At 62.2% G+C, this 26854-nt stretch carries 23 protein-coding genes; 9 read left to right on the plus strand and 14 right to left on the minus strand.

The features are described from left to right. Positions 1 to 112 precede the first annotated feature (112 nt). From moaC to Q0367_RS18345, 3 genes are read left to right on the plus strand one after another with little or no spacing between them, the layout of a single operon-like run. Positions 113 to 607, plus strand: coding sequence for a cyclic pyranopterin monophosphate synthase MoaC (moaC, locus tag Q0367_RS18335; RefSeq protein WP_297636178.1), 495 nt, complete (start codon positions 113 to 115; stop codon positions 605 to 607). Positions 608 to 667: 60 nt separating this feature from the next. Next, a complete protein-coding gene (moaD, locus tag Q0367_RS18340) occupies positions 668 to 931 on the plus strand; it encodes a molybdopterin converting factor subunit 1 (RefSeq protein ID WP_297636175.1) in 264 nt (87 codons plus the stop codon). 11 nt (positions 932 to 942) lie between these two features. Then, entirely contained in the window at positions 943 to 1422 is a 480-nt protein-coding gene (locus tag Q0367_RS18345; RefSeq protein ID WP_297636172.1) for a molybdenum cofactor biosynthesis protein MoaE, read from the plus strand. Between the two features lie 72 nt (positions 1423 to 1494). Here the strand turns inward: Q0367_RS18345 and Q0367_RS18350 are convergent, their stop codons facing one another. The 8 genes from Q0367_RS18350 to Q0367_RS18385 form a co-directional block, all read right to left on the minus strand. Further along, on the minus strand, positions 1495 to 1929 hold the full coding sequence (locus Q0367_RS18350) for a hypothetical protein (RefSeq protein WP_297636169.1): 435 nt from the start codon (positions 1927 to 1929) through the stop codon (positions 1495 to 1497). A gap of 49 nt (positions 1930 to 1978) precedes the next feature. Beyond that, positions 1979 to 2692, minus strand: a complete 714-nt coding sequence (locus Q0367_RS18355) for a PP2C family protein-serine/threonine phosphatase (RefSeq protein WP_297636166.1) — start codon at positions 2690 to 2692, stop codon at positions 1979 to 1981. Between the two features lie 47 nt (positions 2693 to 2739). Next, the gene (locus tag Q0367_RS18360; RefSeq protein WP_297636163.1) at positions 2740 to 3075 is read right to left on the minus strand and encodes a helix-turn-helix transcriptional regulator; all 336 of its coding nucleotides are present in this window, start codon (positions 3073 to 3075) and stop codon (positions 2740 to 2742) included. Continuing rightward, positions 3065 to 4399, minus strand: a complete 1335-nt coding sequence (locus Q0367_RS18365; protein WP_297636160.1) for a hemolysin family protein — start codon at positions 4397 to 4399, stop codon at positions 3065 to 3067. Before Q0367_RS18365 ends, Q0367_RS18360 begins: the two co-directional genes overlap by 11 nt. After that, a complete protein-coding gene (locus tag Q0367_RS18370) occupies positions 4396 to 5757 on the minus strand; it encodes a hemolysin family protein (RefSeq protein WP_297636157.1) in 1362 nt (453 codons plus the stop codon). Before Q0367_RS18370 ends, Q0367_RS18365 begins: the two co-directional genes overlap by 4 nt. Positions 5758 to 5826: 69 nt before the next feature. Continuing rightward, positions 5827 to 7371, minus strand: a complete 1545-nt coding sequence (locus Q0367_RS18375) for a hypothetical protein (protein ID WP_298983997.1) — start codon at positions 7369 to 7371, stop codon at positions 5827 to 5829. Further along, the gene (locus Q0367_RS18380; RefSeq protein ID WP_297636152.1) at positions 7372 to 8907 is read right to left on the minus strand and encodes an HD domain-containing protein; all 1536 of its coding nucleotides are present in this window, start codon (positions 8905 to 8907) and stop codon (positions 7372 to 7374) included. It lies immediately after the preceding gene. 86 nt (positions 8908 to 8993) lie between these two features. Then, a complete protein-coding gene (locus Q0367_RS18385) occupies positions 8994 to 9884 on the minus strand; it encodes a DMT family transporter (protein WP_297636149.1) in 891 nt (296 codons plus the stop codon). Positions 9885 to 10017: 133 nt separating this feature from the next. Between Q0367_RS18385 and Q0367_RS18390 the strand changes: the two genes are divergently transcribed. From Q0367_RS18390 to Q0367_RS18400, 3 genes are read left to right on the plus strand one after another with little or no spacing between them, the layout of a single operon-like run. Beyond that, positions 10018 to 11025 (plus strand): aldo/keto reductase, encoded by a 1008-nt coding sequence (locus Q0367_RS18390; protein ID WP_298984000.1) that lies wholly within the window; start codon positions 10018 to 10020, stop codon positions 11023 to 11025. A gap of 58 nt (positions 11026 to 11083) precedes the next feature. Next, positions 11084 to 12007: a phosphotriesterase gene (locus tag Q0367_RS18395; RefSeq protein WP_298984002.1), complete on the plus strand. Its 924-nt coding sequence runs from the start codon at positions 11084 to 11086 to the stop codon at positions 12005 to 12007. A 60-nt stretch (positions 12008 to 12067) separates the two neighbouring features. Then, positions 12068 to 13462 carry a vanadium-dependent haloperoxidase gene (locus Q0367_RS18400; protein WP_298984004.1) on the plus strand — a complete coding sequence of 465 codons (1395 nt, stop codon included), beginning with the start codon at positions 12068 to 12070 and terminating at the stop codon, positions 13460 to 13462. Positions 13463 to 13570: 108 nt separating this feature from the next. On the opposite strand, the gene Q0367_RS18405 is transcribed toward Q0367_RS18400, so the two are convergent. The 5 genes from Q0367_RS18405 to Q0367_RS18425 all read right to left on the minus strand — a co-directional run bounded on the left by Q0367_RS18405 (position 13571) and on the right by Q0367_RS18425 (position 21337). Then, positions 13571 to 14602: an ABC transporter permease gene (locus tag Q0367_RS18405; RefSeq protein ID WP_297636136.1), complete on the minus strand. Its 1032-nt coding sequence runs from the start codon at positions 14600 to 14602 to the stop codon at positions 13571 to 13573. 21 nt (positions 14603 to 14623) lie between these two features. Continuing rightward, positions 14624 to 16192 carry a sugar ABC transporter ATP-binding protein gene (locus Q0367_RS18410; protein WP_297636133.1) on the minus strand — a complete coding sequence of 523 codons (1569 nt, stop codon included), beginning with the start codon at positions 16190 to 16192 and terminating at the stop codon, positions 14624 to 14626. A 77-nt stretch (positions 16193 to 16269) separates the two neighbouring features. Continuing rightward, complete coding sequence (locus Q0367_RS18415; protein WP_297636130.1) at positions 16270 to 17316, minus strand: ABC transporter substrate-binding protein; 1047 nt, start codon at positions 17314 to 17316, stop codon at positions 16270 to 16272. Between the two features lie 560 nt (positions 17317 to 17876). Then, a complete protein-coding gene (locus Q0367_RS18420; protein ID WP_298984007.1) occupies positions 17877 to 20294 on the minus strand; it encodes a response regulator in 2418 nt (805 codons plus the stop codon). A 29-nt stretch (positions 20295 to 20323) separates the two neighbouring features. Continuing rightward, positions 20324 to 21337, minus strand: a complete 1014-nt coding sequence (locus tag Q0367_RS18425; protein WP_298984009.1) for a sugar ABC transporter substrate-binding protein — start codon at positions 21335 to 21337, stop codon at positions 20324 to 20326. A 300-nt stretch (positions 21338 to 21637) separates the two neighbouring features. On the opposite strand from Q0367_RS18425, the gene Q0367_RS18430 reads away from it, so the two are divergent. From Q0367_RS18430 to Q0367_RS18440, 3 genes are all read left to right on the plus strand, one after another. Further along, complete coding sequence (locus Q0367_RS18430) at positions 21638 to 23155, plus strand: aldehyde dehydrogenase family protein (protein WP_297636118.1); 1518 nt, start codon at positions 21638 to 21640, stop codon at positions 23153 to 23155. 449 nt (positions 23156 to 23604) lie between these two features. Next, positions 23605 to 24618, plus strand: a complete 1014-nt coding sequence (locus tag Q0367_RS18435) for a type I phosphomannose isomerase catalytic subunit (RefSeq protein ID WP_298984012.1) — start codon at positions 23605 to 23607, stop codon at positions 24616 to 24618. A gap of 77 nt (positions 24619 to 24695) precedes the next feature. Continuing rightward, entirely contained in the window at positions 24696 to 25916 is a 1221-nt protein-coding gene (locus Q0367_RS18440; protein ID WP_298984014.1) for an MFS transporter, read from the plus strand. On the opposite strand, the gene Q0367_RS18445 is transcribed toward Q0367_RS18440, so the two are convergent. After that, positions 25855 to 26854, minus strand: a 1000-nt coding sequence (locus Q0367_RS18445) for an alkaline phosphatase family protein (protein ID WP_298984016.1), incomplete at its 5' end; no start/stop codon positions are given. The genes Q0367_RS18440 and Q0367_RS18445 overlap by 62 nt on opposite strands.

Genomic DNA, 26854 nt, shown 5'->3' on the forward strand with positions numbered 1-26854 from the left:
GTCAGAAGTGCAGAACTGTCAAAGTTGTGCGAGAATTTTGAGGAGAACCTGAAATGCGCCGGTGCAACGAAGCGTTTGTTCATTGCAGAAAATTTTCAACGGAGCGCACAAAATGACGGCGTTGACCCATCTCGACAGCACAGGCCGCGCCACGATGGTGGACGTGGGCGATAAGGCGGTTACGACGCGCACGGCTGTAGCCGCAGGCGAGGTGCGCATGGCCCCGGCGACGCTGGCGGCCATCCGCGCAGGCGCCGCGCCGAAGGGAGATGTCCTCGCCGCCGCGCGCATCGCCGGCATAATGGCGGCGAAACGCACGCCGGAGTTGATCCCGCTCTGTCACACGCTGCTGTTGACCAAAGTGGCGGTCGACTTCGAGATCGATGAGGCGGAAAGCCGCGTGCTCATCACCGCCACGGTGCGCTGCAACGGTCAGACCGGCGTTGAGATGGAGGCGCTGACCGCCGTCAGCGTGGCCGCGCTCACGATCTACGACATGGCCAAAGCGCTCGACAAGAACATGGTCATCGGCGGCATCCGCCTGCTCGAAAAAAAGGGCGGCAAATCGGGCGACTGGAAAGCCGATGCGCAACCGGCCAATCCATAGACGGATGCGCACCGGATACGAAACACGCAACACGAACGCAACAGAACCGAAAGAACAACGATGCAAATCCAAGTGCGACTCTTTGCGACGCTGCGTCAGCTTGCCGGCTGGTCGCAACAGACGATCGAGGTGCCCGACGGCGCCACGCTTGAGCAAGCGCTGGCGATCATCGATGAACGTTTTCCTGCGTTGGCGATCGGCAGCCGCACCTTCTACGCCGCCGTCAATCAGGAGTACGCCAAAGGCGACCAGGTGCTGCGCCCCGGCGACGAAGTGGCGATCTTCCCGCCCGTCTCCGGCGGAGCGACGCAGACTCACCGATGAGGAGGACCCTGATGAAGCTTTTTGAGATCACCGATCGCCCTCTCTCCCTTGACGAAGCAGCCCGTCGCGTTGCGCGGCCGGATTGCGGCGCCATTACGACCTTCGCCGGCGTCGTGCGCGGGGAGACGGTCACTGCGGAAGGCATGCGCGGCACCGATTTCCTCAACTACGAGGCCTACACCGAGATGGCCGAGGCGATGATGGCCCGCATCGGCGAGGAGATCATGCAGCGATGGCCGAAGGTCAAAGCCGTCAGCATCCTGCACCGCGTGGGTCGGCTGGAGATCGGCGAGCCGAGCGTCGTCATCGCCGTGGCGACGCCCCACCGCGGGGACGGCTGCTTCGAGGCGTGCCAATACGCCATCGAGCGCCTCAAGGCGATCGTGCCGATCTGGAAAGAAGAGAGCTGGTCAGACGGTCAGGTCTGGGTGGAAGGGCCGCGACAGCCGGAGCTGGCGATCGAGTATCGGAAGTTGGAGAAAAGTGGGTGAAGATGCTGCGTAGTGCGTGTCCTGTTTTTGTGAGAGGCGTCGCAAGCATTTCCACGCAACACGCACCCCTGTTCACGTCTTGCTGCTTCCCCCGGTGCGCGGCAGCGGCGGCAGCGGCGTCGAGGCTCGGCGAATGTGGTTCGCCTCCAGAAAAGCGATCACCAGCTCTCGCACCTGCTCCGCAGTAAGGTGGGCTGTGTTGATGCGCAGGTCGGCGTGCTCATAGGCGTGCCGAAGTCGCTGTCTCTCTTTGACCAGATTTTCGGCGCTCCAGGAGACGTCGGGGCGACGGCTGCGCTGTCCTTCCAGGTCGTTGTCCAGATAAATGAGCACGCGCGGAAAGCCGAATTGTTTCCAGAGATCGGGCGCGTCGCTGTGCTCCTGGCTGACCGGCCGCGCATTCCAGCCTGCCGCGCGCAGGGCCTCCACCAGGGTGGATTTTCCGCTTGCGCTCACGCCCACGACCTTGATCAGCGGCAATTTTTCGACCATTAAGTTGGCGGTCAACACGACCTCCTGTTCATCCCCTCCACCGCTTCGTTCCCTCCATGGGGTTCTACAGGGGCGCAGTCATGCGCAGACGTCGCACCTCGCTTTCTGTGCATTGCTCTCGCACCTTGACGACCAGCACCGTGGCGTCGTCGCGCGGCCGTCCTCGCTCCAGGTCGAGCGCAGCCTGGAGAATGGCGTCGGCGCTGCGGGTGGCCTCTGTGCAGGGCTCCCGATCGACGGTTGCGACCAGCGCCGCCAGGTCGAGCACCGGCTCTCCGGTGGCGCTGCCAGCGCGCCAGACGCCATCGGTGACCACGACCAGCGTGAGACGGGGCTGCAATGCAAGCTCCATGATTTGCGGCTTGGTGTTGCGGTGCACGCCGATGGCGTCGCTGGGAAGATCGATCCAGATCAACTCTTCTTCCCGCCGCAACAGGCTGGGATGCCGCGCGTTGCGGCTGAGCACCAGGGTGCGCGTCGCCAGATCGACGCTGACGATGGTCAGCTCGCAGCTGACCTGCCCTCCGCGTTGCGTGCGCAGGTAATCGTGCGCCGCACGGGCGACGGCGCCGTCGCGCACCCCCTCGGCGATCAGGGAGATCGCCTTGCGCGCCACCATGTTGCTGATCGCCTTGGCGCTCTTGCCGCTGCGCTGTCCGTCGGCCACGACGATGCTGAAACCGCCGTGCGGGCGCTCGATCACCTCCACCGTGTCGCCGCTTTCGCTCGAGGCGTATTTGCTCACCTTGGAGACGGCTACATCCACTTCCAGCCGCACCGGTCGCCATCCTTTCCGTTTGACCCACGAAGAACTACGAAAGACTTTCAACCTTCCAGATCGACGCCCAGGATATCGTCGGCGCTGACGCCGTAACATTCCGCCAGGAGCATCAGTTCGCCGAGCGTCAACCTGCGACTTCCATATTCGACCTCGTAAAGAAGCTGTTGCGACAAACCGGTGCGCTCTCGCACTGCGTCGTAGGAAAGGCTGCGCGCGGCGCGCAGTTGACGCAACGTGGCGCTGATGCGGCTGCGCGCCATCTGGCTCACCGCAGCGCGCACTTTCGCTTCGTCAAGGGGACCTCTGGACGCCAGGTCTGTCTTTTGTTCTTGGCGCACGAGCGAAGCGCGCAGCCGGTTCAAAAACGTTTCATCGCTCATCTTGCGGCGCTCCTTCCTCTGGCGGCAGCTCCACCAATGCCGAGGCCACCGCCATGCCCTGCATCTGCTCGACGGTGAAGGCAAGGTTCGCATAGTGAACTGTAACGCCCACCGACGGCACGGCGCCCAGCTCGGCCATGATCAGCCCGCCCACCGTCTCCGCTTCTGGATGTTCTATCTTCAATCCCAGATGTTGCGCCAGTTCGTCGACGAGCAGATCCCCGCGCACGCGCACATGGCGTGCATCCAGCGCTTCGAGCGGCGCCGGTTCAACGTCGAACTCATCTTGAATCTCGCCGACGATCTCTTCGACCAGGTCTTCCATCGTCACGAGACCGGCGGTGCCGCCAAACTCATCGAGCACGATTGCGATCTGGACGTGTTCGCGACGAAAGCGTTGCAACATCTCTTCCAGCGGCAGCGTCTCCGGCGCAAAGAGGGGCGGTCGCATGCAGGCGCGCAGGTCGAACGCTCCCGGAAAGTTGACGATGGAACGGGCGACGTCCTTGGCGTGAAGGATGCCGACAATGTGATCGCGGTCGCCCTCATACACCGGATAGCGCGAATGGGGCTGAAAGGTCAGCGTCTCCAGCACCTCGCGTTCATCGGCTGTCACCGGGATCGCCGCCATGCGATTGCGCGGCGTCATGATCTGCGCCACCGTCCGCTCATGAAACTCAAAGATGTTTTCAATGTAGGTCTGTTCGGTCTGGTCGAGCAGACCTCTTGCGGTGCTTTCCTCCACAATATACGCAAGCTCTGCGGAAGAGGCAAGGCGTTCGGCCGGACTCACCGGCGGCAGACGGATCAAGCGCAGGATCGCATCGCCCGCCCAGTTGAGAAAGACGGTCAAGGGCAGAAACAGGCGTTCGCCGATCGCCATGGCGCGCTCGATCCGGATCGTGGTCTCCACCGGATGTTGCAACGCCAACGATTTCGGCGCCATTTCGCCAAAGACGACATGTAAATAGGTGAGGAGACCCACCGCCAGGATCGTGGCGACGGTGTGCGCCACTGCGCTGGACACCCCGCTCCGCTCTTCCAGCGCATGCAAAATCCAATCGGCCACGGTGTGCTCACCATACATGCCCAACCCCAGGCTGGCGACCGTGATGCCGATCTGGGCCGTGGAGATATAGCGGTTGAGCTTGCGAGGGGTGCGCAGAATGTCGAGCGCCCGGCGCGCGGCGGCCACGCCCTCTTCGGCAAGCTGCTGCAGACGCGTGCGCGGCGCGGAGGCGATGCCAAACTCGGCGGCGACAAACAGGCCGTTGAGCAGAATTAACAACGCAATCACCGCCAGCGGAAATAGAATCTCGCTCATCCGTAACGCTCCTGCCAGCGCAGCCGCTGCATCTCGTTCAACGCCAGGCTGACCCGCCCGATGTGCGTGCGCTCCATCTCCTCGACGCGCAGGCGCATCCCATTCACATCGACCTCCTCGCTCACCTTGGGCAACCGCCCCAGCCGTTCAATGACAAGCCCGCTCACGGTGTCGGCCTCCTCGCTCTCGAACGAAACGTCGAGCAGATCGGCCAGATCGTCGACCGGCACGTCCCCGCGCACCCAGAGACGGCCGTCTGCTTTCAGTTCCATCGCCGGCGCGCCGAGGTCGAATTCGTCCTCGAATTCACCCACGATCTCCTCGAACAGATCCTCGATGGTGATCATGCCGGCGGTGCCGCCGTATTCATCGAGGACGATCACGAGATGAAGGTGCTCGCGCTGCATCAAGGCAAGCACTTCTTCGGCGGGCAGCGTTTCTGGCACGAAGCGCACCGGCCGCATGTGCGCACGCACGCTCAGCGACGACGCTTCCTGGTTCGATGGCGACGTCCGGCGCAGATAGTGCAACTTCAACAGGTCGCGAATGTGGACAAATCCGACGATGTGGTCGATGTCCTCTTCGTAGAGAGGCAGGCGCGAAAAGGGTGAGTTGGCCAGCAGACGCAGGAGCTCCTCGCAGGACTGGTCGACGGGGGCCGCCAGCATGCGATTGCGCGGCAGCATCACGCGCCGCGCCGTTTCGTGACGCAGCTCCAGCGTATTGACGAGCAGCCGGGTTTCCTGCTTTTCGAGGACGCCTCCTGCGCGGCTTTCCTCCACCAGCAGCACAATTTCGTCCGGAGAGTGAATATGGGCGTGCTCGGCGACAGGTCGGGCGCCAAGCAGACGGAGCAGCAGCCGCGCCGAGCCGTTGAACAGCCAGATCAAGGGGCGATAGAGCGTCATCGACCAGCGCATCGCCGACGCCGTCAACAGCGCCGTCTGCTCCGGATATTGCAGGCCGACATTCTTGGGGAGCAGCTCACCGAAGAGCACCTGCAGACCGGTCAGGGTCAGAAGGATGGCGATCGAGAGCGCAGACTGCAACGCAATGCGGCCCGCCGCATCGACGCCATCGAGCCAGGGCGAGAGCAGGCGCAGGATGTTCGCCTGCCCATAATAGCCGAGCACCAGGCTGGAAAGCGTGATTCCCAGCTGACAGGCGGCCACCAATCGGTCCAGCTGCGCCGGCTGCTGCATGACGGAAAGCAGCCAGCCGGCTGTGCGGTTGCCCTCCTCCGCCATGGCGGCGAGCCGTGAGCGCTGCGAGCTGACTACAGAAAATTCACCGGCGACGTAAAGCGCGTTCACGGCGATCAAGAACACGATGACGCCGGCGACAATCAACCAACTCATAGGCGATCTCTATGTTCAGAGCGCATTGCCTGATTCGTCAAATGGGGATGAACCCTGCACAAGAGGGCCTCAGGGTGCGGTCACCACAATCGACGCCTGTTGCGAAACGACATTGCGCCCCGATCCTCCGCTGGAGGCCACCAGCCCATAGGTCGTCGACTGCGGCGACGCGTCCGCCGGCACCTCCACGCGCAACATTACATACGCAGTGTTGCCAGGCCCGACGCCGGCGACGCTCAGGTCATTGGCGGCGCACACGCCGTCGGGGCGGCAAAGTTGGGCCGCAAAGGCGCCGGGCTGCACGATCGACAGGTAGAGCGTGTCGCTGGCCTCGCCGCTGTTTGTCATCAACAACCCCACTTCACAGCGCTGGCCCCGGTTGCAGGTCGCCTCGCTCCCGTTGGCGGGCGCCAGCACGACGCCGTAGCGGATGTTGGGCGTTGGCGTCGGCGTCGGCGGCTGCGGCGTCCATGTCGGCGTGAAGATCGGCTCCGGCGTGAAGCTAGGCGTCGGCGTGATCGTCGGCGTCGGCGGCAGGTAGGCGACCGTCGTCGTGTACACCTGCGCAGAGCCGTCGGGGAGGACGACGAGCAAGCGATAGACCTCGTCTTTGTCTCGGATGCACTCTTCTCGTTCACCCTGACCGTTCATCGGCAAATTTTCATAATAAACTTCGCGCACGTTCTGGACATTCCAGCGAATGAAGGTGCACCCTCCTTTGGGCAAAGCTGGCTCGTCCGGCCCAAAAACGATGATCGGCGTGCCCATCGGCGTGGGCGTGGCGGTGTCGGTGGGCGTGGGCAGCGCCCCGTTGGCCGGCGTGGAGGTGGGCAGGTCGAAGATCGGCGTCGGTCGACGCGTGGGAATGGCCAGGTCGATGTTAAACGGCGGCGCATCGCCTGAGTTTAAGGCCGCGCCTTCGCCGGAAACGGCCGGGGGGAGCTGCACGCCCGTCTCGGGCAGTGCAAGCACGATCGGCGTCGGCGTCACCGCTTCGGGAAAGGAGGGCGGTGCGTTGGCGGCGGGCGGCGCGATCGGCGGGGCGCTCCCCGGCGCAGGCTCTGGAGTCGCAGTTTGGACAATAAAGACTACAGGCGTCGGCGCTGCGTTGGCGGCGCTGACCGTATCGACGCTGCCGGCCGCACGCGCAGGCAGGTTGCGCGCGATCCATTGCCAACCGGCGTAGGTGGCGACCATGCCGCTGCACAGAAAAACCGAGACGAAGACCAACGCTGCGCCGATCCAGGCCCAGCGCTTTCGGCTGTCCTCCTCCTGCTCTTCTTCGCCGAGCAGCGGCTCGAAGGGAGCTCCGCCGGGAAGGTCGAGCGGCTGCATCCCCGCCCAGGCGTCTTCTGCGACGGCATGAAGCGGGATGAATGCAGGGTCGGCGTTTGCGACGCGGCGAAAGCGCGGACACCCGCGATATTGGCCGGAGAGACAATAGCTCGCCTGATCGCCGAGCAAGATCATCTCGGCTGCGCCGGAGGCCAGGCATTGATTCTCGAAACTGGGAAATTCAACAGGCGGTTCACGACGCTGCGCGACAGAAATCTGCGCCAGGTGTGGGCAGAATTCCTGCGAGTGATCCGCTCGTTGCGATAAGCGCTGAGACATCTATCGACTTCCGGCCAGCAGTTCCGCAGCCAGCGCCAGCCCTTCTTCCGGCGTCTTGATTTCGCCGGCGGCCTGCGCCTCGCGCAGTTGCTCCAACAACTCACCCACCTGACGTCCAGGCTCCAAATTGAAATAGTGCATCAGCATCCGTCCATCCACGAGCGGCTTGCGCACCTCCTCCAGGCCATCTGGCCCCAGGCCAAATTGGATCAGATCGACGGCGTGACGCACGTACGCCGTCCAATCCGGCGGCGCTTCGGCGAAAATGGCCTGATAGTCCGCCAGCGCCAGCAGCACGGTGGCGACGCCGACGTCGGCGTGCGCGGCGCTGCCATAGACGCTCTGGCTGGCGTCGCGAAAGAAGCGATAGCAGGCGCGCCGGCTGAGCGGCTGATCGCCAAAGGCGGCGTGCAGATGGTGAGGACGCATGTGCAGGCGAATCACCGCCTGCAGCAGTGCAATCTCATGGCGGCTGAATTTGAGCGCCTCCGTGCGCTGCCCCGCCAGCCTGGCGCCGACTTCCTCGTGACCCAGGAAGCGATAGCGCAGCGACCCCTCCGCCGTCTGATCGACGGTGCGGGTGGCGGGCTTGCCTGCATCATGCCACAGCGCAAACCAGACCAGCCAATCGACGAGACGCCGCTCTGCAGCCACGATTTCGAGCAGCGTCTGACGAAGCCTGCTCCGATAGGGCGCCAATGCTGCGGCGAGCGTTGCGCCGGTCGGCGTATGTTCGATGGCGCGCTCGCCGAGGAGCCAATCGCGCAGTGCAACAGCGTAGCGCACAGCGCGCAGCGTATGCCGGTAAACGTCGACGTCGTGCGGCGCGCTTTGGACGACGTCCTCCATTTGCGCCACTTCGGGCAGGACGATGTGCAAAAGATGAAATTTTCGCAACATTTCCAGCGCCCTGTCCGGCTCGGAAAGCGCCAGCATCTTCCACAGTTCATCGCGTATGCGCTCGGCGCTGACGAGGCGCAGCGCATCGCCCAGGCGCAACATCTGCGTCAGCGTGGCTTCTTCGATGGCGAAGTCGAGCTGAACGGCCAACCGCACCGCGCGCAGCAGCCGCACAGGGTCTTCCGCCAGGCTCCAAGGGGTCATGCGGCGCAGCAGTCGCGTCGAGAGGTCGCTGCGGCCGGCGCCGGGGTCGATCAGCTCCGAGGCGCAGTCGCGGCGCCAGCGCAGGGCCATTGCGTTCACCGTAAAATCGCGCGCCTGCAGGTCTGTTTCCAGGTCGCCGCCGCGCATAGCTGCGACGTCGCACACGAGCGGCGCGCGGCTCGCCGTGAAGACCAGCCGCGCCACGTCGCGCTCTGCATCCAGAGGGTAATAGGCCCACCCAAGGCGATCCGCCGCACGCCGCGCAACGGCATTGGCGTCCGCTTTGACGACGACGTCGAGGTCATTGAGCTTATCGGTCCGCCCCAACAGGAAATCGCGCACGACGCCGCCCACAATGTAGACGGGATCGGTGAACTCGATGAATGCATTGAGCAGCGCAACAAAGGCAGGTTGCGCAGGCGTCCACTGCATTGAAAGCGTCTCCACGGTTAGAGATGATACCACAGGCGGCTGCGATGCACAGAACGCTCGAGTTTCATTCCCTGCAAACCAGGACATCAACTGCTGTGAGCGCGGTTCACAATCCACACGCCCATCAGCACCATGGCGCCGCCGACCAGCTCCTGGACTCCGGGAAATTCTCCGAAGAGCGCCAACGACGCCGCAATCGCTGCCACCGGGCTGAGCATCAAGATAATGGTGTGGATGCTCATCGGAAATAGACGCAACGTTTTATAGTAGAGGGCGCGGCTGATCACGACGTCGACCGTCCCGGTCAGGAGCAGCAGGAGCCAGGTCGGCGCATCGGGCCAGCGCCAATGACCGCCGCCCACTGCAAAAAAGAAGAGAAAGACCGAGGTGAAGAGCAGACGAAAGGCGAAAAAGTCCAGGAAATGCATGGCGTCGCCCCAGCGTTTGACGATGGCGGTGTGCAAGGCGTAGAAAAATGTAGAGAGCAAAATGAGCAGCGCTCCCCATTGCATGACTGCGCCGGGATGATAGCTGATGGTGAAGGCTCCGATCACGGCCAGGGCGGCGCCCATCGCCTGCATCCGATTCAGCCGTTCGCGTAGCCAGAAGAGGCCAAGCAACAAGCTGAATACAATGCCGGCCTTGCCCAGCATAGAGGCCGTGCCCGGGTCGATGTAGGCGATGGAAAGATAGCTCAGCACCGTAGAAGCCGCGATCAGAAAGCCGACCGACGCAAAAAACCAGAAGTGACGTTGCGCCACGCGCCAGTGCAGCTCCCCACGCACAGCGGCGTAGCCGACCACCTGGACGGTCGCAATGGCCAGCACGAAGAAGGCCGAAGCCGTGGGATGTATGTGCGGCAGCAGCAGCCGCGCAAAGATGTAGTGAAAGCTGTCCACGGCCAGCAGTGCAGCAAAGAGGGCATAGGCCTGCCCGCTGAACGCAGGCGTAGAAACTTTGATCGTCGTCTGTTGCATATTCAACGCAGATAGCAGAAAATGATAGATAAAAAGCGTGCAATGACTACACAAACGAAGTCTACCGGAAGCGCAGCGTTTGCGAAAAAGCGCAGGCGGCCTGCAAAAACGGAAACGCAGTCGAGATGCAGCGATGAACTATCGAACGGTGGGCCGCTCTGGCCTGAAAGTTGCGCCGCTAGGGCTGGGCGCAGACAATTTCGCCAACCCGCTCACCGAAACGGAGGCGCACGCCATCCTTGACGCCGCCGTCGAGGGCGGCGTCAACCTGATCGACACCGCCAACAGCTACAGCGCCGGAGAAAGCGAACGCATCATCGGGCGCTGGCTGCAGCGCCGGCGCAACCGCCACGCCGTCGTGCTCGCCACCAAGGTGCACTATCCGGTTGGCCCGGGGCCGAACGACCGCGGCAATTCGCGGCGACACATCCTGGCCGCGTGCGAGGACTCGTTGCGCCGCCTGCAGACCGATTATATCGATCTCTATCAGCTGCATCGGCCCTCGCCGGAGATTCCGGTGGAAGAGACGCTCTATGCGCTCGACATGCTGGTGCGCACAGGCAAGGTGCGCTACATCGGAACCACCACCCACCCCGCCTGGCAGGTGATGGAGGCGCTGATGGTGAGCGAGCGTCGCGGCCTGGCGCGCTGCGTTTCCGAGCAGCCGCCCTACAACCTGCTCGACCGCCGCATCGAGAATGAGCTGGTTCCCATGGCGCTCAAGCATGGGGTGGGGCTGTTGCCCTGGGGATCGCTGGCGGCCGGCATCCTGGCGGGCCGTTACCAGGACGCAGCCCACCCGCCGCCGGATTCGCGCGCGGCGCTGCGCGGCGGCATCTACGCCGAACGCGTCACCCCGCGGGCGGTGGCGGCCGGCAATCGCTTCGTCGCCCTGGCGCAGGAGGCGGGCGTCTCGCCTGCGCAGCTTGCCTTGCTGTGGGTGAAGGAGCAGCCCGGCGTCGTTGCGCCCCTCTATGGCCCGCGCACCGTCGCACAGCTGCGCCATGCGCTGCCTGTGTTGGAGATGCATCTCAGCGACGAACTGCGCCGCCTGTGCGACGCCGTCAACCCGCCCGGCAGCGCAATCGCCAACTTCCACAATACGGCGCCGTGGATGAAAATGCGCATCCCAGGCGACTAAGCAGCCAGCTTTTCAGGTGAAGATAGAGCCAACGCAAAGGCGCAATAGGAGAGAAGAGATGACGAAGCAACTCTGGACGACGCAAGGCCCGCTCCACGAGGAGGCGCTCGGCCTGATCCTGCCGCATGAGCATATTTTTGTCGATCTGGGGCCGATCGAGGCGGAGAGTTATCGCCATGCACGCGCGGAAGAGGTGGTCTCCGTCATGGCGCCCTATCTGCAGGCGGCGCGTGCGGCGGGTGTGACTGCGCTGGTCGAATGCACGCCGGTGGGCGTGGGGCGTTGCGTGGACATCGTCAAGGCGGTGGCGGACGCCGTCGGTTTCCCTGTGGTCGTGGCGACCGGCGTCTATCGCGAGCCGTGGGTTCCGGCGTGGGTGCGCAGCGCTTCGGAGGAGGAGCTGACGGCGTGGATGGTGCGCGAGTTGTGCGAAGGCGTCGAGGAGACCGGCGTGCGCGCAGGGTGGATCAAGCTCAGCGCCGGCGACGACGGGATCACGCCGGTGGAGGCGAAGATTCTACGCGCGGCGGCGCGCGCCGGCCAGGCTACGGGCGCGCTGATCGGCAGCCACACCATCCGCGGGCGCGTGGTGCGCGATCAGCTCGACATCCTCGAGGCGGCCGGCTATCGCGCCGATCGCTTCCTCTGGATCCACACGCAGGCGGAGCCGGACTTTGACCTTCATCTCGAGATGGCGCAGCGCGGCTGCTGGCTGGAATACGACGCCATCGGCAGCGACGGCTTCAGCGACGAGTGGTTCATCGAACGCATCCACCGTTTGCTCGATGCAGGGTTCGGCGCGCAGCTGCTGCTGAGCCACGACCGCGGCTGGTACGATCCGTCCAAACCCAACGGTGGGACGCAACTTCCCTACACCTACCTGAGCGAAGTCTTTCTGCCCAAAGTGCGCGCATCCGGCGTCGATGAAGCCACTGTTCGACAACTGACGGAGAAAAACCCGTGGCGAGCCTTTGCGCGCTGAGCGCTTCGGCGAAAAGAATCTGAGTCGGACGCAGCGAGAAGGTGGAGCGCAGAGCGGGAGATGAACAAGTTCAAGCGATCTTGCGCACTGGGGCGGAGAATCCTCACACTGGGACTTGTGCTTGCGCTGGTGGCGGGGCAGGCGGCGCCTGCGTCGGCGCTGGGTCCGCCCGATCTTCAACCTGCGAAGCGGGCATCCTCCGCCCTTCCCGGCGCAGAGGAGTACGACCACCGCGTGGCCACGGCGTGGTTTGCGCTGCTCGAAGACCTCATCCGCCAGGCGCCTGGGTTTTCTCCACCGGTGGCTTCGCGCGCCATCGGCTACACCGCTGCGACGCTCTACGAGGCGATCGCGCCCGGCATGGCGCATGGTCGCACGCTGGCCGGCCGGCTCAACGGGTTGGAATGGACGCCGCCTGTCGAAGAAGGCGCGGCGTATCACTGGCCGCTGGTCGCCAACAGCGCGCTGGCGTCGATCTTGCGTCGGCTCTTTGCCCACGGCGGCGCTTCTGTGCGCGAGTCGATCGACCTGCTGGAGAGAAGCATGCGCACGCGCTACGAGGCCGAGGCGGCGCCCGAAGTGTTGCGCCGTTCGATCCGCCGCGGCCGCGAGGTGGCGGCGGCCATCTTCGAGTGGTCGAAGCACGACGGCGGCCACGAAGGCTATTTCTACAACTTTCCGCGCACCTATCGACCGCCGGAGGGAGAGGGATTGTGGACTCCCACGCCGCCCAAATATTTGCGCGCGCTGCAGCCCTATTGGGGGCGAAACCGTCCGTTGGCGTTGCCGTCCGCCGACGCCTGTGCACTGCCGCCCCCGCCTCCCTATTCGACCGAGCCGTCGTCGCAGCTGTATCAGGAGGCCTGGGAAGTGTACGTCACGGTGAAGAACCTCACGCCCTGGCAGCGCGAGACCGCGCTCTACTGGGCCGACGACCCGGTGCTGACCGCCACGCCGCCCGGCCACTCGCTGGCCATCGCCACGCAGATTTTGCGGGAGGAAAGCGCGTCGCTCGCCCGCGCCGCCGACGTCTACCTGCATCTCGGCGTCGCCATCGCCGACGCCTTCATCGTCTGTTGGCGCGACAAGTATCGCTACAACTACCTGCGGCCGATCACCTATATCCGCAACGTCATCGACCCCACCTGGAACGCCACCGCCGTCACCGATCCCTTGATCACGCCGCCCTTCCCGGAGTACCCCTCCGGCCACTCGACGGAGGCGGCTGCCATGGCGACGGTGTTGGCTGCGCTCTTCGGCGAAGAATACAGCTTCACCGATTCCAGCATGGAGCGGCTCGGCTTCGCCCCGCGCACGTACGCCTCTTTCTGGGAGGCGGCGGAGGAAGCGTCGATGTCGCGGCTGTACGGCGGGATCCACTTTCGCTCGGGGAATGAGCAAGGCCTGGCGCAAGGGCGCTGCGTGGGAGAGGCGGTGCTGGAGCGGCTGCGATAGCCTGCGATCGAAAAAGCGGTCAGCCTTTCGAAAGCGAAATCTTTCAAAAAGCTTGACCGCTTGCAGGCCAAGGGCGCCAGGATGCGCAACGAAATTGGGAGTTCGTCCTCAGGTGCGCTGGCGTCGTAAGATATCGAGGTACACGGCCATGATCACGATTAGGCCGGTCACGACGAACTGCCATTCTTGCGGCACATTCATGATGCGCAGACCGTTGGTCAGTGTGCTGATGATGAAGGCGCCGATGATTGTGCCTAGAATTGTGCCCTGTCCGCCGCTGAGCGAAGTGCCGCCGATCACCACGGCGGCGATTGCCTCAAGCTCATAGCCAACGCCGAGCGCAGGCTGCGCCGAATTCAAGCGCGAGGCGATCATCACGCCGGCGAGGCCGCTGAAAGTGCCGCCCAGCGCATAGACGCCTGTTTTCCAATTGGCCACATTGACGCCGGAGAGTCGCGTAGCCTCTTCGTTGCTGCCGATCGCCACCGTGTAACGGCCCAATACGGTTTTAGACAGAATGAAGGCGGCGATCAGTGCTGCGGCGAAGAGGATCACCACTGCGTTCGGGATGTTGAAATTCGGTGCGATCGGCGAAATCAACGGCGACAGGATCGAGCCCATCATAATCTGGCGAAAGACCGGCGTGTCGTTGAAGTAAATCGGTTTGACGGTCCCCGTCTCAATGGTGGAGAGCACCAACGCCAGGCCGCGCGCCATCATCATCATGCCCAGCGTCGCGATGAACGGCGGCACGCGCATGCGCGAAATGACAAGCCCGTTAATCAGACCTGCCGTGGAGCCTGTGAGGACGCCGATCAAGATGCCCACCGGAACGGGCAAACCATAAATTGAGATGGCCAGGCCGGTCATCACTGCGGAGAGCGTCATCACCGTTCCCACCGACAGATCAATGCCGGCGGTCGTGATGACGAAGGTCACGCCCAATGCCAACACGCCGTTGACCGCAGTGGCCAGCAAAATGTTGATCACATTTTCCGGCGTTCGGAAGAAGGGCGACAATATCGAAAAAACGACAAAGATGGCGATCAACGCCGCAAACGCCAGCACCTTCTGCGCCGCATTGGAGCGCAGGATCGATTGACGACGAGTTGGGGTGAAAGTGGTTTCTGCGGTTGCCATGGTCCTACCCTGATCAAGTCCTCACGAATTGGCCTGCATCTGATTGGCGAGCGCAGCATCGACGGAAGGCGCACTCTCCGTCGTCACCATGACGCTGCGCTGGGTCGCCAGCCGCATAATTTTCTCTTGCGTCGCTTCGTCCGCCGTCAGTTCACCGGTGATGCGTCCTTCGCACATCACGACAATGCGATGGCTCATGCGCAGAATTTCTGGAAGCTCCGACGAAATCATGATGATCGACTTGCCGCTGTGTGCCAGTTCGTTGAGCAATTTGTAAATTTCGCTCTTGGCGCCCACGTCGATGCCGCGCGTCGGCTCATCGAAAATCAAAATATCTGTGTCGGCCGTCAACCATTTGCCGATGACCACCTTCTGTTGGTTGCCGCCCGAAAGATTGCGCACCTGTTGTTTGATGCTGGGTGTTTTGATGGAGAGCGTTTTCACATAGTGCTCCGCCGTCTCGCGCGTTTTAGCGCTGTCGACGACCCCTACCGGATTCAGAAAGCGTTCGAGTGCAGCCAGTACGATGTTTGATTCGACATCCATTCCCAATGCAAGCCCAAAGCGCTTCCTGTCTTCGGAGAGATATCCAATTCCGTGACGGACGGCGTCGCGCGGGCTTTGGATGTTCACTTTGACGCCTTTGACGTAGATTTCGCCGGAATCGATCGGGTCGGCGCCAAATATGGCGCGTGCAACCTCGGTGCGTCCTGCACCCATCAGACCGGCGAAGCCCAAGATTTCACCCTTTTTAAGATGGAAGTGGATATCCTTCAACACGCCGGCCCGATTCAAGCCGCGCACTTCTAAGACGATTTCCTGGTCAGAATTCTCGGGAATTTCCGGCGCAGATTCATAGATGGTGCGACCGACCATCATGCTGATGATCTGATCGATGGTGGCGGCGGCGGCGTCTACGGTGTCTACGGTGCGACCATCGCGCATCACCGTGATGCGGTCGGCGATCTGTTTCAGCTCTTCAAGACGGTGAGAAATATAGACGATGCCCACCCCTTTTCCGCGCAGCTGGCGAATGATGCGAAACAGCTCTTCGATCTCCGATTCCGTCAGAGCCGCAGTCGGTTCATCCATGATCAGCACTTGCGAGTTGAAGGAAAGCGCCTTGGCGATCTCCACCATCTGCTGTTTGGCGACCGTCAGATCCGCCGCCCTGGTGCGCGGGTCCAGGCGCAGATGCATCAGATCGAACAACTCCTGCGTCTGCGCATTGATTTTGGCTTCGTCCAGCATAAAGCGCACAGCTTTGCGCGGTTCGCGGCCGATAAAAACATTTTGCGCCAGGGTCAGGTGACTGACCAGGTTTAGCTCCTGGTGGATCATGCTGATGCCGAGGTCTTGCGCAGCGCGCGGGGTGGGGATGTCCACTTCGCGCCCCTGATAGAGAATGACGCCTGCATCTTTCGAGTAGACGCCGGCGAGAATCTTCATCAATGTAGACTTTCCGGCGCCGTTCTCGCCTACGAGCGCGTGAACTTCGCCGGCGCGCAGCTCAAAATGCGCTCGATCTAGTGCGTGCACGCCTGGAAAGGATTTGTCGATCCCTTCCATCCGAACCAGAGTGTCCGCCATGGTGAATTTTTCTCTCAAGGAAGGGCTTTCAGGAGGGCGTCGCCCTCCTGAAAGCGAACAAATTTACAATAAGACGATCAATCGTACAGCAGAGGAGCAATCTCAGGAGAGTCCATGTTGCTGGCGTCGTACCAGAAGAAGCCTGTGTCGATCACCGGCTCCACTTCCTCGCCGTTGATCGCCTTCACGGCGGCTTCGACGCATTTGTATCCGATGCCGATCGGGTTCTGCGTAATTGCCCCCGCCATCACGCCGGAGCGCACAGCGTCTTTCTGCTGCTTGCCGGCGTCGTAGCCGATCACCACGATTTCGCCCTCGCGGCCGAGCTCGGTCACGGCGTTGAGCACGCCGATCGCCGATCCTTCATTGGCGCCGAAGTAGCCTTTCAGGTCAGGGTTGGCCTGAATCACCGCCTTGGCCAGATCGGTGGAGCGCAGATGGTCGCCGCCGCCGTAATCGATGTTGACGATCTCGATGTCCGGGTATGCTTCGCGGATGCGGTTGACGAACCCATCGCGGCGGTCGATGCCCGTCCGGCTGGTCTGGTCGTGCACCAGCACCGCCACCTTGCCGGAGCCGCCGATCAACTCGGCCATCTTATCCGCTGCCAGCGCTGCCGCAGCGATGTTATCGGTCGCAGCGGTGGCGACCGGAATGTCGCTGTCCACGCCGGAGTCAAACCCGACGATCGGAATGCCGCGCGCATGGGCTTCTTCCAGCAGAGGAATCGCAGCGCGCGTGTCTAACGCAGCGAAACAAATGGCGTCGGGATTCTTCGCCAGCGCCGCCTCAAGCATTTCGATCTGCTTGTCCACCTCGGCTTCCGTCGCCGGCCCCTCGAAGGTGATGTCGACGTTGTAGTCGGCGGCCGCCTGCTCTGCGCCAAGCTTTACAGCCTGCCAGAATTGATGCTGGAAGCCCTTGGAGATGACCGGAATATAGGGGCGCTTTTCGGCGGGCGCCGCTTCCGCAGGCGCCGCCTCTGCAGGCGCTGCTTCGGTGGCGACGGCTTCGCCAGCCGTCGCCGGCGCAGGGGCCGGAGCCGCCGGTGCGGCGCACCCTGCAACCAGGGCGACGATGACCGCCAGCCACAAGAGTAAACCTAACCTTCGCTGATTCGACATAAAATTACCTCCAGAAATTTGTTGTGATGAACATTTTGGTGCACAGCAACTTATCGGCGAACCAACCGATCAAAACTTTCTTAATTCGCCGCCGAATCAAGAAAGTTTCACCCAGAATACTCCTTCGCCTCGTTCCATTGCAACAGGCCGTCGGCCAGAAAAGTATTTGGGCGGTCTGGCTCCTGCATTTGATTTGAGCCAGAACGAACAATGCGCAATGGTTCTCGACGAAGATGCCTCATCACTAGCTCGTTATCTCACCAGCCAGTTGAAGAGGCGTTACAGAAGATCAGTAGCTTTGAAACACAAACAAAAGGGCAGATGAAATTATAGGGCAGATGAAATTATACTATCCAAGTACGAAACGACAAAACCGCAAAAAGTGCTCAGCCGGTCGCCGACTGGGGAGACTGAGCTTTTTTGAAAATTGACAGCAAATTGATAGTTATATTGTAATCGATTACAGATGAATTGTCAATTAAGTTGGGTGTCTTTTATGTTTTTTGGGATTGCAGCCAAATTCTATGGCTATATTGGGGAGTGCGAATGCCTCTGTTGTTTTAGGCGGAGGGCGATTCCGTTGCAGTGTCCGACGCGACGATGGCATGCCCCGGCAGCAGCGACGCAATCTCTGCAAGCAGTTCGTGCATTTTGAATGGCTTGGAGACGTATCCATCCATGCCGGCTGCCAGGCATCGCTCGCGATCTCCTTGCATGGCGTGTGCGGTCATGGCGATGACGGGGAGGTGGCGGCCTGTCGCCGCCTCCTGCTTGCGCAGGCGCTGAACAGCTTCCAGGCCGTCCATCACCGGCATTTGAACATCCATGAGCACCAGGTCGTACTCCTCGTGGGAGAGGGCTGCGAGCGCCTCCGCGCCATTATGAACGACCGCCACCTCGAAGTTGTATTTTTGCAAGAAGCGCACGGCGACTTTCTGATTGACGACGTTGTCTTCCGCCAACAGGACGCGCAGCCTGGGAGGCGCTGCGCGTTCGGCCTCCAGCTCCCCTTGTGGCGAATCGCCGGATGCGCAGCCGGCCGATTCCAGAGGCGGCTGTAGCGCTTGCATAGGAGTCGAGACCGAGGCCGCCGTCTGGGGCGCTGGGTCGAAAACCGCCGTAAAGAAAAAGGTGGACCCTTCGCCCACCTTGCTTTGCACCCATATGCGGCCGCCCATCATGGCTACAAGGCGGGCGGAGATGGTGAGTCCCAGTCCGGTGCCGCCGAAACGTCGCGTCGAAGAGGCGTCCGCCTGAACGAAGGCGTCAAAGATCGAGGTCAGTTTTTCCGGTGGGATGCCGATGCCTGTATCTGCTACACAGAAGAGCAACTCGATGCGCCCTTCTTGGCTTGGCGTTGCAGCCACTGAAAGCGAAACTTCGCCGTGGTCGGTGAATTTAATCGCGTTGCTCAGCAAGTTGGTGAGAATTTGGCGGAGACGCAGCTCATCCCCGATCAGGCGCCTGGGCACATCTTCTGCAATTTGGGCCTTGAGACGAGTTGATTTGGCGTCGGCGATGGGAGAATGCGCCTTGATGAGCGTTTCCACCAGGGCATGAGGATCGAAGAGCTGTGGAACCAAGTCGAGTTTGCCCGCCTCGATCTTGGAGAAGTCGAGAATATCGTTGAGGAGGTGAAGGAGAGCGTCGGCGGATTGGACGGCGGTGGTGAGATAATCGCGTTGCTCTTCGGTGAGCGGCGTGTTCTGCATCAGATGCAGCATGCCGATGATGCCGTTCATGGGGGTGCGAATTTCATGGCTCATGTTGGCCAGGAACTCGCCTTTGGCGCGATTGGCGGCTTCGGCGGCATTTCTGGCGGCGATCAGCTCCTGCTCCGTCTGTTGTTTTTCCGCAAGCGAATCCAGGAAAACGTTGAACCAGCGCGTCAGGTCGCCGATTTCGTCTTGGGAGCGAACTTTGAGAGGGTGCGTTTTATCAAGCTCCCCGCGCTGAATTTGCTGGAAGCCGCGCGTGATCTGTTTGATCGGCGCCACAATCGATTGGGAGACGAACAGCGCGCCCACCCCGACCAACAGGAGGCTTCCCACCAGCAAAAAGCTGGTCACGTAAAAAATTTGCGTCGCTGGCTCGGTCAGCGTCCGCATCGGCGTGAAATTGAGGACGGTCCAGCCGCTTTGGAGAGAGCGACTGAATGAAACGAAGGTGGGGTGCCCTTCGATCGTCTCTACAAATGAACCCTCGCCGGCTTGTCGCAGTCGAGCGTAGAAGGTGCGGGAAAGCACGGCGCCGACGAGCTTTTGTTCGGTGGCGTACACCACGCGGCGCGAGGGATCGACGATCAACATCAAGGCGTCTTCATCCCGATACCCATCGACGAAATGGTTGGGCAAACTGTTGGGATCGTAGTTGACCACCAGCAGCCCGACCGGCCGCGTGGGAGGGGTGAGGCCCGGAATGACGTTGAGCAGACGGGCTGCAACGATCACTTTAGACATCTTGGAGGCGTTGTTGATGTTGTCTTCAAGCCCGAGCCAGACGATTCGACCTTCGGCGGCTTTGGCTGCGTTCCAGATGCGCCCCAGGACGTCAGTCCGCAACTCCTTAAAGTCGAGCGTGTCTCCCACATGATAGTGGTCGCCGCCTGCTGTAAAGATGTCGATCGACACCAACCCGCGCAAATTGGTGTAGCCGCTGAGGATGTAGCCGATCCGCGCCTGCGTCGCCAGCCGCGTGTAAGTGTTGGTCTCCTCTGCTGTCTGCCCGGCGACCAGTTTGATATCGTCTACGCTGGAAAGGTTTTCGATCAGGCTTTCGATTTCCTGATGGAGTAGATCGAGATATCGACGCTGCTGAACGGTGAGTTGTTGGGTGTGACGGCTGGCCTGCATCTCGACCGTGCGCACTGCAGTTTGATAGGAGATTAGCCCCATCGCCGCCAGGGGAAGGACGCCGATCAAGCCGATAAACGCCAGGAACTTCGAGAGCAGGTTGAACCTGAATCGATTCATTTGCATTGCAGCAGCCATTCCATCTCACAAGGCGATTACTGTGCATTGCGTTGGTCGATCAGCAATACGTCGAGCAAAATTTCATCGGGGAGCGACTCGCCGTTGAGCGCTTTGACGGCGGCCTGGATGCCCAGATACCCCTGTTTCGCCGGCTGTTGATCGATGGTGCAGAGCATTTTGCCCGCTTTCACCGCCTCCAGCGCCTCCTGCAACGCATCGTATGCAGCCACCATGACGTCGGTGCGACCGCTCTCCTCCAGATAGGCGATGGCGCCCAGCCCCATCATGTCGTTTGCAGCAAATACGCCCCGAATCGACGGATGCTGCTCCAACATTTGGCGCATCACCGCATAGCCTTCATCGATCTTCCAGTGCGCCGTTTCGCTGGCGACGAGGGTGATGTTGGGGTTTTCGGCGAAGGCGCGTTCGGCCCCTCTCTTGCGATCTTGCGCATTTTTCGCCTCGCGGATGCCCTCCAGAATGGCGACATCCGTCGGCTCGGAGATTCGATCGGCGATGCATTTGGCGGAAAGATAGGCCCCACGCACGTTGTCGACGCTGATGAACGGCACGCCGACCAACCCAAGCTCCTCTGAAAGCGCTTGATCCAGGCGATTGTCGATATTGATGATGACAATGCCGGCGTCCTGCGCTTTTTTCAGAACCGGAATCAACTCGGTGGAACTGCCCGGGGCGATGACGATGGCGTCAACCTCAGCCTTGATCAATTCCTCAACGATAGCAATCTGTTGTTCAATAGACGTTTCCTGAGCGCCGGTTTTGACCACCAGGTCCACGTCGAACTCATCCTGCGCCTGGCGCGCGCCTTTCTCCATTTCGATAAAAAAAGGATTGGTCAGCGTCTTCATCACCAGAGCGATCTTTAACCGATCGGCGCGCGCCCCTGGCGTTGAGGTCTCCAAGCCCTGTTGCTCGAAGATCGACTGCGCGGCGCCGTCGGCCTCCCGACCACAAGCTCCCAACAGCATAACCGCCAGCAGTGCAAAGGTAACCCATAAGACTTGACCGGGCGTTTTGACTGCAGCCATAAAGCCTGCTCCTCAATCTGCGTTGTATATCTTGATGGTTGTTGTGCACTTTGATGTTCGTAGGTGTTCGGGGCGCGTCATTTTAAGACAGGATTTTCTGGAAATTTGGCTTCACTATAATATGCGCCCCTTCTTTTTTATTCGGTCAAACGTCGGATTTTGATGGCTCACAATCGTCTGACCAGCAGAGTGATGTCTTTTCTTCGGAAAAATCCTGGCTTGGTTTATGATGGGCCATAATGAAGCGGTTTGTGAGCAATCAAGCGCATTCCCAGAAGATGCGGGAAGGAAAGAGGGGCCATGATGAATGCACTGCTTGAAAAATTGAACTTGAAAACAATCAACGCCGGCGCGTGCAGTGGGCCGGGGCGTTGGCCGGAAAGCAGCGCGTCGCCCATCACCTCCTACAACCCGACGACGGGCGAGCCGATCGCCCAGGTGATCCCTGCTGACGCCGCCGCCTATAACGCCGTCGTAGCCGATGCCCAGGCCGCCTTTCGCACCTGGCGCACTACGCCGGCCCCTAAGCGTGGGGAAGTGATCCGCGATTTCGGCGCCCTTTTGCGTGAATACAAGGAGCCGCTAGGCGAGCTGGTCTCGCTGGAGATGGGCAAGATTCGCGCCGAGGGCGTGGGCGAAGTGCAGGAGATGATCGACATCTGCGACTTCGCCGTCGGCCTCTCGCGACAGCTCTACGGCCTGACCATGCACTCGGAGCGGCCTGCGCACCGCATGTACGAGCAATGGCATCCGCTCGGCACGATCGGCATTATCACCGCCTTCAACTTTCCGGTGGCGGTCTGGTCATGGAACGCGGCGATCGCTGCCGTCTGCGGCGACACGATGGTTTGGAAGCCAAGCGAGCTGGTTCCACTCTGCGGCGTGGCGGTGCAGCACCTCGCCAATCGAGTGATGGCCGACCACGGGCTGACGGGCGTCTTCACGCTCGCCGTCGGCGCGGGCGACATCGGCCAGCGCATGGCGGAGGACCGCCGACTGCCGTTGATCTCCTTCACCGGCTCGATTCCGACCGGTCGCCGCGTGGCCGAGACGGTCGCCGCCCGTCTCGGTCGCCTGCTGCTGGAGTTGGGCGGCAACAACGCCATCATCGTCACGGAGAAGGCCGACCTCGATCTGGCGGTGCGCGCCATTCTCTTCGGCGCCGTCGGCACGGCCGGGCAGCGCTGCACAACGACGCGACGCCTCATCGTGCACGAAGCGGTCGTCGATGAACTGAGCGATCGGCTCGTCAAGGCCTATCAGCAGGTGCGCATTGGCGATCCGCTCCAGCCGGGCACGCTGATGGGGCCGCTCGCCACCCGCCGCGCCGTAGAGGCCATGCTGCGCGCCATCGAACGCGCCGTGGCCGATGGCGGTCAGGTGCTCACCGGCGGCAGGCCGCGGCCGGACATCGGCCCCCAGTTTGTTGAGCCGACAATCATCCGCATGCCGGCGCAGACGGAGATCGTCAAAGAGGAGACTTTTGCGCCGATCCTCTACATCCTCACCTATCGCACCCTGGAGGAAGCCATCGCCCTGCACAACGACGTTTCCCAGGGGCTTTCCTCCGCCATCTTCACCGACAGCCTGCGCGAGGCGGAGTATTTCCTCTCCGTCGAGGGGTCAGACTGCGGCATCGCCAACGTCAACATCGGCACGTCAGGCGCGGAGATCGGCGGCGCCTTCGGCGGGGAGAAAGACACGGGCGGCGGTCGCGAGTCCGGCTCCGATGCATGGAAGGCCTACATGCGCCGCCAGACGAACACGATCAACTGGTCGCGCGATCTGCCCCTGGCGCAGGGAATCAAGTTTGAGTAAGAGAAGTTATGGGAGAGGGAGGTGTGGCCCTCACCCCCCCTGCCCCCTCTCCCAATCCTGGGAGAGGGGGAGAAAGGGGATGCCGCAGACCTCGCAGTTGGGAGAAGGAGGGCGCCGTAGGGGCGGCTCGCAGCCGCCCGTCTTGGGCAGGCCCTCACCCCTTGCCCCCTCCCCCAAGGCTGGGAGAGGGGGCAAGGGATATGCGGCCCTCACCCCCCGACCCCCTCTCCCAATCCTGGGAGAGGGGGAGAAAGGGGACGCCGCAGACCTCGTAGTTGAGAGAAGGAGGGCGCCGTAGGGGCGGCTCGCAGCCGCCCGTCTTGGTCAGGCCCTCACCCCCTGCCCCTCTCCCAAGGCTGGGAGAGGAGGAGAAGGGAGGTGCGGCTCGCAGCCGCACGTTTTTGATAGACCGCAAAAATCGGTATTTATCCGTGAGAGAAGGAATTGCTATGAGTGAAAATGTCGCCGACGAGCTGATCTATCCGTTGACCTTCGACCCGGTCTTTAAGGACTATCCGTGGGGCGGCCGCAACCTGGAGACGAAGCTGGGGCGCAAAATCCCCGAGGGCGTTGTGGCCGAGAGTTGGGACATCGCTGCGCACCCGAACGGGTCAAGCGTTGTCAACGCCGGGCCGCTCAAGGGTAAGACGCTGCCGGAAGTGCAGGCGTTGCTCGGCGAGGCGCTTGTCGGCGAGCGCAATCGTCGCGCGCTGGAGATGGGCAAATTCCCGCTGTTGATCAAAATCCTCGACGCCAACCGCTGGCTATCGATCCAGGTGCATCCGGACGACGCGTACGCCATGGCGCACGAGGGCGAGCCGGGCAAGACCGAGATGTGGGTGGTGCTGCATGCTGAGCCAGGAGCGGAGCTGATCTACGGCTTTGCGCCGGGCATGACGCGCGAGAAGTACGCGGCGGTCATCGGCACGGAGGCCAGCGTCGAAGGGCTGCATCGCGTGCCGGTCAAGCCGGGCGACGTCATCTTCGTGCCTGCGGGAACGATCCATGCGCTGGGGCCGGGCATCATGGTGGCGGAAATCCAGCAGAACAGCGACACCACCTACCGCATCTGGGATTGGGGGCGGCCGCGGCCGTTGCATCTGGAAAAGGCGCTGGATGTGCTCAATTTCGAGCAGATTGCGCCGGAGCCGGCGACGCCGGAAGTGCTGGTCGACGAAGAGGGGCTGCGCGTTGAACGACTGGCGCGCTGTCCTTATTTCGAGACGGAGCGCATCACGCTGCCGGCCGGCCATGTGTTTTACGGCTTGTGCGACGGTTCGACCTTTGAGATTTGGGCGGTGTTGCAAGGCAGGGCGACGATCGATTCCCACGCCGAGCCGGTGACATTGAAGGCGGTCGAATGGGCGTTGCTGCCTGCGGCGTTGGGAGAGTTCCAGATTCGCGCAGAAGAGGACGCCGTGTTGTTGCGGGTGATGACGCCGGAAGAATCGCCGCACAACTGATTTGTGGTTACGCATTCGGCTTGCCGGAAGCGCGCAGCGAACATTCTGTCCAAACCTAAAACATTGCGAGCGATCCTGTGCAAAGTGTACAAACCAAAACTGAGCTTTCCTTCGCCCGTCTCATCGGCGTCAGCATGACGGGCAAGCTGCTCGTTGACATCGGCGCGCAGATTTTCAACCCCTTTCTGCCGGTGATTGCAGCCGGTTTGGGCATGAGCGTCGTCGAGTTGGGGCGGCTGGTGGGGCTGCGCAGCGCCATGGGCGTCTTTGCGCCGGTGAGCGGCGCCTTGGCGGACCGACACGGCTACCGGCCGGTGATCCGCAGCGCGCTGTGGTTGAGCGCGGCGGGTTTCTTGTTGCTCGGCGCGAGCAGCGCGGCGTGGATGGTCGTGTTGGCGATGGTGCTTTCGGGGCTGGGCATCGGCGCCTTTGTGCCGAACTTGCAGGCCTTTGTCAGCAGCCGCCTGCCCTACGCCCTGCGCGCCCGCGGCCTGGGCATGATCGAATACTCCTGGGCGTTGACCGGCATTCTTGGCCTGTCCTTGATCGGGGTGTTGATCGCGGCGACGAACTGGCGCGCACCTTTCTTTCTCCTGGCCGCCGGCATGCTCGTCATGAGTTTTGTGTTCGGCGCTATGCCTGCGGCTCCCCGTCATCGAACCCCGACGATCGGCTCCAACGAGCAGCCCAGAGGTTGGCTGCAAAAAATCGCGGACGTTGTGGTGATTCCCTCCAACCGCCGCTCCACCTACGCCACGATTCTGGCCGGTGCGCTCAGCTATTTCGCCGCCATGCAGGTGATGATCGCACACGGGGCATGGCTGGCGCAGGACTACGGCCTGGACGCAGCGGCGTTGGGGCTGGTCGCCTTTGTCTTTGGATGGTTCGACCTGGCGGCGAGCGTTTCCGTCAGCCTCTTCACCGATCGCATCGGCAAGAAGCGCAGCGTGCTGATCGGCGTCCTCGGTTCTCTCATCGGATACCTGCTGATGCCTTTTCTGAACGTCGGCGTTATTCCTGCGATTGCAATTATCGGAGCCGCCCGCATGTTCTTCGAGTTCAACATCGTCAGCCACTTTCCCCTGCTCAGTGAACAGACGCCGTTGCATCGCGGGCAGACCATGACGCTGGGCGCTGCGGTGTCTCTGGCGGGCGCAACGGCGGCGGGCTTCACCGGCCCGTGGCTGCTGGTGCATGCCGGGGTGGCGGCGCTGGCGTGGTCATCGGCTGCGATCGTCACGCTTTCCCTGGCGATCGTGTTGTTTCTGGTTCAGGAACGCCCAGGAAGCGCAGAATGATCGGTGCAAAATCGGCGAGGCCGGAAATCGAGGCGGCGTGCATTTGGCGCTCCGCCCCCAAGAGCAACGTCAGCGCCGGGTTGGCGGTGTGCTTGCCATGGCTGCAATCTTCCACGTTGCCGTGGTCGCTGGTCACGATGATCAACGTGCGCGCCAGGTCTACGACCTCGAGCAGGCCGGCGAGGAAGGCGTCGAAGCGCTGAAAAAAGGCGATCGCCCCCTGACGATCGGCGGCGTGGCCGAGAAGATCGGTCTGCCACAGCTCAAAGAAAACGAAATCGTAGGGAGCGCTGAGTCTCCACAGGGCGTGGCCGGCTTCGCGAGGCGAGTAGATCGGCGCGTCTGGATAACCCAGCTCGCTGCGCCATCCTTCTCCTGTGAAATCCGCCGAGAGCGCTCGCCCGGCGCAGAGGTCTTCGTAGGTGAGCAGCGCCTGTCCGGCGACGACGGCGGCGTAGGGGATGGCGCTCAGCAGACGACGCCCGCGCCGGATGGCGTCGAAGTAACGCTGCGGGTAGGCGTTGCAGAAATAGGGCGAGCGACCGGCTTGAGACAGGCGCAGGAAGATGCTGTGCTCGTCCAACAAGGCGCGCAGGCGCGCGTCGGGACGCGGCCCGTAATGCTCGCCGAGATGCTGCGCTGCATTGACGCCCGTGAGCAGAGTCGCCTGTCCTGTGGCGCTCTGGGGCCGGCCGGGAACGCCCAGCGCGGCGTCCGTCGGGATCAACTCGGCGTCGGCGGTGGAAAGCCGTCCTGTTTGCGCCACGAGGCGTCTTCCATCGAGCAGTGCACGCAACGTCGGATAGGCGTCGCCGGCCAGAGGATTGATCGCCGGATCGTCCTCGCCCAGGCCAACGCCGTCGAGGAAGAGCAGAATGACGCGCCTTCGTTCGCTGTCCATAGGCTGCATCATAGCACGAATCGCACCTGGAGGGTAA

This window comes from uncultured Caldilinea sp., from assembly GCF_937128415.1.
GTDB lineage: Bacteria > Chloroflexota > Anaerolineae > Caldilineales > Caldilineaceae > Caldilinea.